Raw genomic sequence first — 12,588 nt, 5'->3', positions numbered from 1 at the left:
CTCCTATCCCTGTTACTTCCTAATTCCTTTTTAGTGGGGGAGTGTGAACAGTTACCTGAAATTTTGTCTAATTTATCAGTATCGGTTGGCAAAAGGATTAATTTATTGTTATAGTTATGAAGGTGTGAAGTGATTTTAAGAAATTATTAATATTCTGTAAATGTGAATAAATACAGATTACAAAGATCAATATTTTTGTTTTAATGTACGAATAAAAACGGGTTAAGAAAATTTAGGAAAATTTACTATGTACAAAAAAACATCAGTCCTGTTAACTGCCTTATTATTAGGATGTTTATTTACTAGCACACCTGTAGTAGCGAAAGCTGATGTCCTACTGACACAGGTGAATAATCCAGAGTTGAAAAACTTGATAGACGAGGGGAAAAGACTGGTAGATGCTAAAGATTATAATGGAGCGATCGCAGTTTATCAAAAAGCCGCAAAATTAGATCCCAAAAATGACAGAATTTATGCTGGGATTGGCTACTTATACACTCAACAAGGCAATTTTACCTCAGCCTTAGATGCTTATCGTCGAGCGATCGCCATTAATCCTAATAATAGTGATTTTTACTATGCCGTTGGTTATCTCAAAAGTAGCACAAAAGATAACAAAGGCGCAAAGGAAGCTTACCGTCGGGCTATTCAATTAAATCGGAATAATGTCAACGCCTATTTAGGATTAGGAGTTTCTCAAACTAGCTTGGGTGATTATCAAGCAGCTATGTGGGCTTATGAACAAGCTATTAATTTAGATAAAAATAATCCCCGTACCTATGAGTTAATCGGTTCTATGTTTAAACAACGACGACAAACGACACAAGCAAATAAAGTTCTCAAAAAGGCATTAGATTTATATCAGCGGGGAAATGATCAAGAAGGCGTTGCCAGAATCCAAACCATGCTGCAAGAAATGGGCGGTTAGAATCAATTAAAAATAGGGACATGGTATCAAAATTTTTACCTTGTCCCTACTCTGAATTATGGAGAAAAATCTTCAGTGCTACTAACTTAATACCTACCAAGCTGCTTTACCTTTTTTATAAATTTTACCTGTAAAAGGCTGTACCCCAATCACAGGATAGGCATCATTAGCAGGGGTGAAAATCCGCATGAAGGCTTCAGAAACAAACTGAGCCATATCAGCAAACATTTTGGAGATAGTCATAATACTATAGCCCCTTTTTTAAATCTTTTAATGGGTGATATTCGTACTGTAATACTATTATTATCTACTTGCTCTTATGCTTCATATATCTATACTAAACACAATCTTTTTTTAAATAACTTTGCAATACTTTATAATCATGGTATAAATTATGTTTCGCGCAAAGACGCAAAGGTTGAGATTTTTTTGTTTTATATTCAAATTTAACACATTGTATTGTAGAGACATTTGGCAAAATATCTCTACATGATTAAAATTCAACCCTTTTATTTTTTATCCTTCTGTTTTTTTAGATAAGCTTTAGCCCAAGCATAACGATGTGAATCTTTTTTTAAGAGATATTCTGCGGCTTCATGTCGTTTATCATCATTTTTTTCATTTTTGATTACTTGCTTAATTTCCGCATCTATATCTTCAGTTTTAGCCCCACGCAGAATGGCTTGTTCAAACCAATAATCACCTTTCGCATATTCATATTTATCATAACAAATAGCACCCATTAAGGTATAAGGTTGATGAGTATCTGACTGATACTCCATAGCTTTTTTCGCTAAACTTTCAGCATCATTTAATTTATTAATATCTCTAAATGCAGCACCTCTCGTTACTGAAATAGCTGATTTGAGATTACTTTCTTTGATTGTACCTAAATCGAGATTAGTAATTTTTAAAGCCTGTTCAGGTTCATTTGCTTTACGCCAAAATTTACTAATTGTTGGAATATCCCATTTATTCCCAGTCCGTTTATATTCCTGTTCATAAAACTCAGCTTCTAGTCTGTAATATGCAATAGCAATCTTGCCATTATGAGACAATATACCTTTTGCCATAAGCTGAACCACTAATAAAGAATCTAGACGCTCTTTTTTCTCCAGTTTCAGCATAATTGTGTAAAGTGGTTCTATTGGTAATGCAGGATCTATTAAGCTATACTTTCTTTTTAGTGCGGCAAAATGCTTCTGTTTAGCAAAATTGATAACATCTTCACGTCCCTGCTTTTGTAGCCATTCAATTTCTGAATCACTAAGTAATTCATTTATTTCTATTTTTGTTTTCAGATGATTAGCATATTTATCATTAGCAATTTTCAGTGTTTCTACCAATTTACGCTTTTTCAAGAAATTAATATCTTGTTCTGCTAAAAAATTACCTGCATCAATTATTTTGAGAACTTTATAAAGATGACATTTGGGAGATAAATCCTCATATTCCGTAGCTTTATACTTAAACTTTAAAGCTGCAAATTCTTTTATTTGTTCCCTTTCCTCAGCAATAGCAATAGTTTCGATAAGTTTCTGTTCTTTTAACCAAGTAATTTCCGTATCAGTTAACTTTTCTGTTGATTCTAATTTCTTCAAAATTGAATATAATGGACTTGATAAATATTCACTTTTATATTTAGTGGCTTGGTATTTTTCCTTTAACTGAATAAACTCATTTCGTTCTGCTGCTTCTTGCTGTTTAACAAATTCTAAAGTTTCTGAAAGTCCCTTTTCTACTAACCATTTATATTCTGTCTCATTTAAATGTTCTGAGATGTCTATTTTTTTGAGAATGGGATAAAGTGAATTATCAGGATGAGAATCTTGATATCGAGTAGCTTTGTATTTAGACTTTAAACTACTAAATTTTTGAATTTCAATAGCAATTGATGTTGTTGTTTTAAACCCATGAGATAGTAACCAATTAAATTCTTTGTCAGTCAGAAAATTGCCTGAATCTATTTTAAAGAGAATAAAATACAAATCGCTTTTTATCCAAGAAATATTATAGTTATCAACTTTATATTTAGATTTTAACTGCGTAAATTCAACACCTAGACTTATCCTTTCTTTACTTCTCTGTTGCTGTTCTTTTTGAATAATGTTGAACGTTTTTGAAAGCTGTTCTTTTTGCAAATAAATAGATTCTAAATCAGTAAGTTCAATTCCTAAATCAGCTTTTCTGAGAATGAAATATAGTGGACTAGAAGGAGAATAATCTTCATATTTAGCAGCTTGGTATTTCTCCTTCAAATCAGCAAAATGTTGAGACCGAATTTCGTACTTTGGATTCATATTAATCATACCTACAACAAAAATTCTCCTCTCCGAACTCCTCTTTGCGCCTCTGCGTGAGACAAAAAAGATTTTGAAAAAAAGACTGTTCTAATATAACAACAATACTAAAAAAGGGCATTCCAGAAAAACACCCCATCAAAATTCCTACAATACCTTACATTGCCCATAATGCCTTAATAGATGATCACATAAAACCAAAGCCACCATCGCATCAACCATAGGTACAGCGCGAGGTAAAACACAAGGATCATGTCTTCCTTTCCCACTCAAAAGGGTTTCTTCACCTTCTTTTGTTACGGTTTTTTGTTCCTTTCTAATAGTAGCTGTTGGTTTAAATGCCACTCTGATAATAATGTTTTCACCGTTGGAAATTCCTCCTTGAATCCCTCCTGAACGGTTAGTTACTGTTCTAATTTCGCCATGTTCATCAATATAAAATTCGTCGTTATGTTCAAAACCTGTTAATAGAGTTCCGTCAAAACCTGAACCGATTTCAAAACCTTTACTTGCGGGTAATGACATGACAGCTTTTGCTAAATCTGCTTCTAATTTATCAAAAACTGGTTCGCCTAAACCTTTGGGAACATTCCGCACCACACATTCAACTACACCACCGATGGAATTACCATCTCGACCGGTTTGTTCAATTAATGAAATCATCGTATTAGCAATTTCGCCATCTGGACAACGGACGATATTGCTTTCTACATCTGCTAAAGTGACGGTATTTGCATCAACAATGCCTTCTAAATCTTTAATGCGCTTCACATAGGCGATTACTTCTACACCTGCAACTTGATGTAAAATCTTTTTAGCGATCGCACCAGCAGCAACTCTACCTATTGTCTCACGGGCTGACGACCTGCCACCACCTTGCCAATTTCTGAATCCATATTTAGCATCATAGGTAGCATCTGCATGAGAAGGGCGGTATTTCTGCGCCATCTCATCATAATCTTCGGGACGAGTATTTTTATTTCTGACTAAAATAGCAATTGGTGTTCCCAGAGTTTTTCCCTCAAACACCCCCGATAAAATCTCACAGGTGTCAGCTTCTTTGCGAGGAGTGGTAATCTTACTTTGTCCTGGCCGTCTTCTATCTAACTCAAATTGAATTTCCTCGGCAGAAATTTCCAGTTGTGGGGGACATCCATCAATGATAACGCCCACACCGCCGCCGTGAGATTCGCCAAAAGTCGTAATACGGAAAAGATGACCAAAAGTGCTGCCCATGATGTTGAGAAAATACAGACCGGAATATTTATTTTACATGAGGTTGGGCGATCGCCAAGAGATCCACAAGAATCGCTGATGAAAAATCCCAAATTTCCCATGACAATCAGTTATCTTAAAGACTCTCACCTTCTCCTTCTGTCACCTGTTAATAATCGAGTTTGACAGTTAAACTGTTAGAAGAAAACTATAATTTCTAGATTTGACAATTTCCGCTAAAAAACAGCCATAAAGGATAACTATTATGAAAAATTTGCACAAAAAAGCTTTGATCAAACAGCAATTACCAGGTTCTTCTCCACGTCATGTATTAACAGGAATTATGGCTGCTGGGTTGATGATATTACCCAGTGCGATTGGCACTAGTCCTGTTTTAGCGCAACAAAAAACCGAGCGAAATTCCTTAACCTATGGTGAATTAATTCAAAAAGCCAATAAAGGAGAAGTTAAAAAGGTAGAGTTAGATCAAGCCGAACAAACAGCTAGAGTTTATTTAGTGGGACAAAAACCCGATACTCTGCCTTTACAAGTACGCCTTTTAGATCAAAATGCGGAGTTAATTAATAAACTTAAAGAAAAAAACGTTGATTTTGGCGAAGTTTCCTCCGCTGGGAACAGGGCCGCTGTCGGCTTATTAATTAATCTCATGTGGATTTTGCCCCTAGTGGCTCTCATGTTACTATTTCTGCGGCGTTCTGCAAATGCTTCTAACCAAGCCATGAGTTTTGGTAAATCTCGCGCTCGGTTTCAAATGGAAGCCAAAACAGGCGTAAAATTTAATGATGTGGCAGGAGTTAAGGAAGCAAAAGAGGAATTAGAAGAAGTTGTCACTTTCCTCAAACAAGCAGAAAAATTTACAGCGGTAGGGGCAAAAATTCCCAAAGGTGTACTATTGATTGGACCTCCGGGAACAGGGAAAACCTTACTCGCCAAAGCCATTGCTGGGGAAGCAGGTGTGCCATTTTTCAGTATGTCTGGCTCAGAATTTGTGGAAATGTTTGTCGGTGTCGGCGCTTCCCGTGTCCGCGATTTATTCAAAAAAGCCAAAGAAAATGCTCCTTGTTTAATATTTATTGATGAAATTGACGCAGTAGGAAGACAACGGGGTGCAGGTATTGGGGGTGGAAATGATGAACGGGAACAAACCCTCAACCAACTATTAACAGAAATGGATGGTTTTGAAGGGAATACAGGGATTATTATTATTGCTGCTACTAACCGTCCAGATGTCCTCGATTCGGCTCTATTACGTCCAGGACGCTTCGATAGACAGGTAATTGTGGATGTTCCCGATTTGAAGGGAAGACAGGAAATTTTGACAGTCCACGCTCAGAATAAGAAGATTGATCCTAGTGTATCTTTAGAAGCGATCGCTCGCCGCACTCCTGGATTTACTGGTGCAGATTTAGCCAATTTACTCAACGAAGCCGCCATTCTCACCGCCAGAAGACGCAAAGAAGCCGTTACCGACTTAGAAATTGATAACGCCATAGATAGAGTAGTCGCAGGTATGGAAGGGACTGCTTTAGTAGACAGCAAAAACAAACGCCTAATTGCTTACCACGAAGTCGGACACGCTTTGGTAGGAACGTTCGTTAAAGGTCATGATCCTGTACAAAAAGTTACACTCATTCCCAGAGGACAAGCACTAGGTTTAACTTGGTTTACTCCCAATGAAGAACAGGGTTTAATTTCCCGTTCCCAAATTTTAGCCCGTATTGCGGCAACTTTAGGTGGTCGCGCGGCTGAAGAAATCGTGTTTGGGAAGGCGGAAGTTACCACAGGTGCAGGAAATGACTTACAACAAGTTACCAGTATGGCACGACAAATGGTAACGAAATTTGGAATGTCTGATTTGGGTCCAGTTTCCCTAGAAAATCAAAACAACGATGTATTTTTAGGACGCGACTGGGGAAATAAATCAGAATATTCTGAAGACATTGCAGCGAAAATTGATCACGCAGTCCGGGAGATTGTTGACCGCTGTTATATTCAAGCTAAAGAAATCATTCAAGAAAACCGTTTAATCTTGGAACGAGCCGTTGATTTGTTAATAGAACAAGAAACCATTGAAGGTGATGTATTCCGCACTATAGTCGCTGATAATACAGCCATTAAAGTCACTAATGAGCCAGTAGCCGCAACTTATTAGTTGAGTTTAAACTCAATAATTTAGGGGGACTTGTAACTAAAAAATATCCCTATTCTGAGTAGGGGTTTAGCAATGCTAAACCCTGATTTTTTGATTAATAAAAATATCAATCCGTATTTATCTGCGTTTATCTGCGTTTATCTGCGGTCAATAATTCTGTAAAAACAAAAATCTCACCATAGTGGGATTTAGGGGCAGATAAAAGCTAAAATTAGCAATTGGAGAGTTAACCGATGCCATGTTTGACATATTGCCTTTTCGCTTTGAGTTAGATAAAATAGCGATCGCAGGAGCTTGTTTATGGGCTTTAGCCTTATATCTGAGTTTTTCCCAAACCAGAGAATGGATAACGACACAACTCAACCGCTGGTTCAATTTTGCAGAACGTTCCCTCTACACCAGTGAATCAGAATTTGAAAAAACTCGCAAAGCCAGAGAATCACAAAATTCCTTTTATGCTTCACTATTTAGCATTTTCCCATTTTTGATATTTGGTAGCTTATCTAACTGGCTTCTGGATATCAGTTTGGGTAATAGCTGGGGAATTAGCGTTGGTATACTTGCTTGTATCGGCGCTGGTGTGTATGAATTAGGACGCAGACAAGGGGAAGAGTAAATTTACGTACCTTCAATCATAGTTATTTCCGCATCAGTTAATTCATAAAGTTCATAAACTAATTGATTTGTCTATCAGTAGCTTGAATTTGTTGCTGAATCATTTTTCGCTGGGGGTGTATTTACATCATTGAATTTTTCATGCAGAGAAAGCATTTGTTGTACTAAATTAACAATTAAATCTAGAGAATTTTATCTTATTTTTTTCAAAATGAGAATTGCTGGAATAATATACTTGAGAAGGTCATAACTTGCGTCGTTTTCGGCTTTGGGAATAACCTATTGAGTAGGGTGCGTCAGATAGAGGAAATCTGTTTTTTTGTCAAAATATCGTGTCTGACGCACCCTACAAGGCATAAAATTCACGTTACATATTTGGAGAATCTTGTCAATGCGTAAATCCTATATATGATAAAATCAAAATAATAACTAAAAAAGTGGGGAATTATGTCGGAGTTACGGGAAAAATTACAGCAAAATCTTGATGAAGCAGAATGGGAGTGGTTAATTCCCCATGTCCAAAAAGATGCGGTGATTTTGGTAGCGGAGAATTTGGATTTATTAGATGTGGGAGAAGCGATCGCTAGTGATAATATTCTTTCAGTGCAACATTGGATAGATGAACAATTATTAGCCAAACCGACAATAGATCAGGTGGGAGAATGGAATCTCAACCGTGAGAAGCGATTTAATGCTCTGATTGTTGAACCTTATGTCATCATCAAAGAAATTATTGCTGCCTAAAATGCTGTCATTTTGAGAGTTTACAGCAATTCCCATGCCAGTGAGGTACAAGAAGTCAGAATTAAACGCAGATAAACGCAGATGAACACAGATAATTTTGTACCTCATTAGACTAGGAAATAGGAATAATAACTTATTTTATTTACCAATACAGAAGCGGCTGAAAATCCGATCTAAAACTGATTCTGTAACTTCTTCTCCGGTGATTTCTCCTAATGCTTGAATTGCTCCTCTTAAATCAATTGTCCAAAAATCTAAGGGTAATTTATTGGTGATTGTTATTTGCACTTGTGCTAAATCAATCTTTGCTTTTGTTAAAGCTGCTGCTTGTCGTTGATTAATTGCTAAATCTAGATCAGCGGCTTGAACTTTTCCCTGTTGAACTATTGCTAAAATCGCTGTTTCTAAGTTATCAATTCCTTGATTTATGGCTGCGGCTGTAAGGATTTTGGATTTTGGATTTTGGATTTTGGATTGTAAAGTTTCTTGTTCTGCTGTTGAAATCAAATCAATTTTATTAATGACTAAAATTACCGGACGGTGTTTTACTTGTTCATAAATTTCTTGATCTGCGGGTGTCCAACCTGCGGCTGCATCTATGGTAAACAATACCAGATCAGCGTCATTAGCGGCACGATGCGATCGCTCTACACCAATTTTTTCAACTTGATCTGCTGTTTCCCGAATCCCGGCTGTATCTAACACTTGCACAGGAATGCCGCCCACAACTAACTGCGATTCTACCACATCGCGGGTTGTTCCTGGTAAGTCGGTGACAATGGCGCGATCGCTCTGACTCCAAGCATTTAATAAACTCGATTTTCCCACGTTTGGTCGCCCAACTATCGCCACTTTCAGACCAGTTCGTAATAATTCACCTTTGTCTTTTGTGGCTAATAATTTGTTAATCTCCGCTGTCACTTGCTCAATATCTGCAATAATTCTTTGCTGATCTAAAGGTGGTAAATCCTCCTCAAAATCAATTCTGGCTTCAATTTCTGCCAAAATATCTAAACAATTAGCCCGTAATTTGCGGATAGGTTGGGCTAATTTACCTTGTAACCCAGCTAAAGCCGTTTGAGCAGCTTGAGGTGATTTTGCTCCCACTAAATCGGCGATACTTTCCGCTTGGGTTAAGTCTAATCTACCATTTAAAAACGCTCTTAATGTAAATTCTCCCGGTTGAGCTAATCTTGCGCCATTTTCCAAACATAGTTGTAATACTTGTTGTACCGCCATAATTCCCCCATGACAATGGAATTCTACCACATCTTCACGGGTAAAAGAACGGGGGGCGTTCATTATTAATAATAAAGCCTCATCAATAATTTGCTTAGTTTGGGGTTGACGAATATAACCATAAAGAATCTGATGACTTGACCAAACTTGTCGCCCTGGAGCGTAAAATAGAGTGTGAGCGATCGCCATTGCCAGATCACCAGAAACCCGGACAATACCCACACTACCCTGTTGAGGGACAACAGCAGTAGCGATCGCCGCAATAGTTCCAGTGTTAGCTAATAATTCCGACATGAACAGTTTTTCTACAAATTCAGAAACAGGAAATAAAGTGTAATATTAAACCACTCCAGTCCAATAGTATCGCAAAGCGGAATTAAAAAATAAAAATTATGTTGATTGAACTAAAAAAAGCGATTTCTGATTTAAATATCCCCGCAGATTGGATAGGAATTAGAGCCGTAAAAACAACTTCCACAAATCATTCTGTCCGTGATGGTTTACCCAAAAGCAACGGTAAATCATTGAATATGGGAGCAATGATCGAAGTCATGGTTAATGGTTGTTTAGGTTATGCCGCTACCAACTCCTTCCATATTTCTAGTTTACAAAATGCGGCGGAAATTGCCTATAAACAAGCAATTGCAGCTAGTAAATGGTGGATATATCCAATTAGTGAAAATACCCGTCCTCAAGTAGTTGGTGAATATAAATCACCGTGTTTACAACCATTTAACGCTATTACTCCGGGAGAAATCAACGACTTACTGATTCGGATTTGTCAGCAACTCAAAATTAGCGATAAAATCGTGCAAACCACAGCCACAGTCGGCACAGAGCAAAAAGAGACTTGGTTTGTCAGTAGCAACGGTTCAGAAGTATATCAAAACATTTTATCTCTTAGTCATCATTTTGGGGCGATCGCTCAAGACGGAACAATCGTCCAACAACGCAGCAATAATGGCGCTCACGCCAACTCTTACCAAGGAGGTTGGGAACTTTTTAAACAAGATAATTTATGGCATCAAGTTCAAAAAGTTGGTGAACAGGCATTAGAATTATTAACAGCGGAAGAATGTCCAAATACCCGCACCAATTTAGTTTTAGCACCAGATCAAATGATGCTACAAATTCATGAAAGTATCGGACATCCTTTAGAAATTGATCGTATTTTAGGAGATGAACGCAACTATGCTGGGGGTAGTTTTGTTAACAAAGATGATTTTGGTAAATTAGAATATGGTTCACCACTGATGAATATCACCTTTGATCCTACAGTAACAGGTGAATTTGCCAGTTATGGTTTTGATGACACTGGTGCAGTAGCCACCAAGGAATATGTAATTAAAAAAGGCACTTTACAACGGGGTTTAGGAAGTTTAGAAAGTCAAGCCAGAGCAGATTTACCCGGTGTTGCTTGTGCGCGAGCTTGTTCTTGGAATCGTCCCCCCATAGACAGAATGGCTAACTTAAATCTAGAACCAGGAAACGCCACCTTTGAAGAAATTATCTCAGGAATAGAACAGGGAATTTACATGGAATCCAACCGTTCTTGGTCAATAGATGATCAACGTTATAAATTTCAATTTGGTTGTGAATATGCCAAACTAATTGAAAACGGTAAACTGACTAAAACCCTGCGTAATCCTAACTATCGTGCCACCACACCAGAATTTTGGCATAGCTTAATTCAAGTTGGCAATAATACTAATTGGCAAATTTATGGTACACCTTTCTGCGGCAAAGGAGAACCAAATCAAGCCATTTCTGTAGGACATGGTTCACCTGTTTGTGCATTTGCAAACGTCGAAGTTTTTGGTGGTGGTTAATGAATTTTATCACTGATTTAACTGATTTAAGGATTTCACGGATGAAGGATATGAAAGTAAATGAAAGGGTTTAATACCCCTACCTCTACAGGTAGCAAGTGTTGGGTTAAACTAATACATCCTACATACTTTGTCAAAAGTATCGAATCAATTAATGCTACAATAAACAAGTAACTACTTGAAGCCATATCAATATGATCATTGCTCAAGAATTAGAATCACAACAAAACATCTCCGCAGATGTAATATTTCCTCCTAGTGATTTATATAGTGATGAACCTCCCGTGGAAACAGAACTACATCTACGACAAATAATTTTACTTTTCAAATGTTTAGAATGGTTATGGAAAGGTAGAACAGATTTCTATGCTGCGGGAAATTTGACTATTTACTACAGTCCTAACCAAAAAAAATCACAATTTTTCCGGGGTCCTGATTTTTTTGTTGTCTTGGAAACTGAACGCAAAACCCGTAAAAGTTGGGTAGTGTGGGAAGAAGATGGTAAATATCCCAATTTCATTTTAGAAATTCTTTCACCCAGTACAGCTAATACTGATAGAGAATTTAAAAAAGAACTTTATCAAAATACTTTCCGTACACCGGATTACTTTTGGTTTGATCCTTATACGTTAGAATTTGCAGGTTTTTATTTAACAAATGGAAAATATCAACCTTTAGAACCAAATGAAAAAGGGCATTTATGGAGTGAACAGTTAGGCTTATATTTAGGAATTCACCAAGGACTGTTAAGGTATTTTACCCCAGCAGGAGAGTTAGTAGCGACACCGGAAGAAACCGCAGAAGAGGAAACTAAGAAAACAGCAATACAAATGCAAAGAGCCGAAATAGAAGCCCAAAGAGCAAAAATAGAAACCCAAAGAGCCGAATGGGAAGCTAGAAGAGCAGAACGTTTAGCTGCAAAATTGCGAGAATTAAATATTGATCCAGATACAATTTAAACCATGAAACTTGAAGAATTATCAACTTTAGAAAAAACTTTTAATCAACTCATCGAAACTCTGCTGAATGAAAAAGCAGAACATGAACATTTCACCGTCAGACTTAGCAGCGAAAGCAGTCAATTTACCCGCTTTAATTCTGCGAAAGTTAGACAAACAGGTTGTGTTGATGATGGCTCGATTCAATTGACCTTAATGGCTAATCAACGCAGTAGTTCTCGTCAGTTTCCTTTTACTGGAAATTGGGAAATAGATTGGGAATTAGCATCCACCGCTTTACAAGAATTACGGGATGAATTACCATTATTACCAATTGATCCTTATTTAGTTTTACCATCAGGAAATCATAGCAGTCGAGAAATTAATACTGGTAAATTACTAACTCCAGAAATATTAGTTCCTAGTATCCTGGAAACAGTGACTAATTTAGATTTTACGGGAATGTATGCTGGAGGAATTGTTGTCCGAGGTTATGGTGATTCTAGCGGACAAAAACACTGGTTTGTAACTGATTCATTTAACTTAGATTATTCCTTATTTATGGCATCAGGACAAGCCTAGTGTGTTAATTCTGTGAATCCTTTAC

The 12,588-nt window shown here is 37.1% G+C and carries 11 protein-coding genes and 1 pseudogene; 8 read left to right on the top strand and 4 right to left on the bottom strand.

Annotation, left to right across the window (positions count from 1 at the left end):
• Window positions 1-247: 247 nt before the first annotated feature.
• Window positions 248-928, top strand: coding sequence for a tetratricopeptide repeat protein (locus tag FJR05_RS07370; RefSeq protein ID WP_168643519.1), 681 nt, complete (start codon window positions 248-250; stop codon window positions 926-928).
• A 93-nt stretch (window positions 929-1,021) separates the two neighbouring features.
• Here FJR05_RS07370 and FJR05_RS07365 read toward each other — a convergent pair whose 3' ends face one another.
• From FJR05_RS07365 to aroC, 3 genes are all read right to left on the bottom strand, one after another.
• Complete coding sequence (locus tag FJR05_RS07365; RefSeq protein ID WP_168643518.1) at window positions 1,022-1,171, bottom strand: nicotinate phosphoribosyltransferase; 150 nt, start codon at window positions 1,169-1,171, stop codon at window positions 1,022-1,024.
• Between the two features lie 266 nt (window positions 1,172-1,437).
• The gene (locus FJR05_RS07360; RefSeq protein WP_371416853.1) at window positions 1,438-3,237 is read right to left on the bottom strand and encodes a hypothetical protein; all 1,800 of its coding nucleotides are present in this window, start codon (window positions 3,235-3,237) and stop codon (window positions 1,438-1,440) included.
• 138 nt (window positions 3,238-3,375) lie between these two features.
• Window positions 3,376-4,464, bottom strand: a complete 1,089-nt coding sequence (aroC, locus tag FJR05_RS07355) for a chorismate synthase (RefSeq protein WP_168643517.1) — start codon at window positions 4,462-4,464, stop codon at window positions 3,376-3,378.
• On the opposite strand from aroC, the gene FJR05_RS07350 reads away from it, so the two are divergent.
• From FJR05_RS07350 to FJR05_RS07335, 4 genes are all read left to right on the top strand, one after another.
• Window positions 4,444-4,629 carry a hypothetical protein gene (locus tag FJR05_RS07350; protein WP_168643516.1) on the top strand — a complete coding sequence of 62 codons (186 nt, stop codon included), beginning with the start codon at window positions 4,444-4,446 and terminating at the stop codon, window positions 4,627-4,629. The genes aroC and FJR05_RS07350 overlap by 21 nt on opposite strands.
• Before the next feature lie 79 nt (window positions 4,630-4,708).
• On the top strand, window positions 4,709-6,616 hold the full coding sequence (gene ftsH, locus FJR05_RS07345; RefSeq protein WP_168643515.1) for an ATP-dependent zinc metalloprotease FtsH: 1,908 nt from the start codon (window positions 4,709-4,711) through the stop codon (window positions 6,614-6,616).
• Window positions 6,617-6,854: 238 nt separating this feature from the next.
• A complete protein-coding gene (locus FJR05_RS07340; RefSeq protein ID WP_168643514.1) occupies window positions 6,855-7,232 on the top strand; it encodes a hypothetical protein in 378 nt (125 codons plus the stop codon).
• 446 nt (window positions 7,233-7,678) lie between these two features.
• A complete protein-coding gene (locus tag FJR05_RS07335; RefSeq protein WP_039202125.1) occupies window positions 7,679-7,975 on the top strand; it encodes a DUF2288 domain-containing protein in 297 nt (98 codons plus the stop codon).
• A 138-nt stretch (window positions 7,976-8,113) separates the two neighbouring features.
• On the opposite strand, the gene mnmE is transcribed toward FJR05_RS07335, so the two are convergent.
• Window positions 8,114-9,508, bottom strand: coding sequence for a tRNA uridine-5-carboxymethylaminomethyl(34) synthesis GTPase MnmE (gene mnmE / locus FJR05_RS07330; protein ID WP_168643513.1), 1,395 nt, complete (start codon window positions 9,506-9,508; stop codon window positions 8,114-8,116).
• A gap of 98 nt (window positions 9,509-9,606) precedes the next feature.
• Between mnmE and FJR05_RS07325 the strand changes: the two genes are divergently transcribed.
• The 3 genes and pseudogenes from FJR05_RS07325 to FJR05_RS07315 form a co-directional block, all read left to right on the top strand.
• The gene (locus FJR05_RS07325) at window positions 9,607-11,043 is read left to right on the top strand and encodes a TldD/PmbA family protein (protein WP_168643512.1); all 1,437 of its coding nucleotides are present in this window, start codon (window positions 9,607-9,609) and stop codon (window positions 11,041-11,043) included.
• Window positions 11,044-11,237: 194 nt separating this feature from the next.
• A complete protein-coding gene (locus FJR05_RS07320; protein ID WP_168643511.1) occupies window positions 11,238-12,002 on the top strand; it encodes a Uma2 family endonuclease in 765 nt (254 codons plus the stop codon).
• Between the two features lie 3 nt (window positions 12,003-12,005).
• Window positions 12,006-12,560, top strand: a pseudogene (locus FJR05_RS07315) (TldD/PmbA family protein); the annotation flags it as partial.
• Window positions 12,561-12,588: the final 28 nt, after the last annotated feature.

The sequence above is a fragment of the Dolichospermum sp. UHCC 0259 genome, assembly GCF_009711935.1.
Taxonomy (GTDB): Bacteria; Cyanobacteriota; Cyanobacteriia; order Cyanobacteriales; family Nostocaceae; genus Dolichospermum.
The sequence above is the reverse complement of the archived record's forward strand: the minus strand, read 5'-3'. Positions and strand labels throughout refer to the sequence as shown.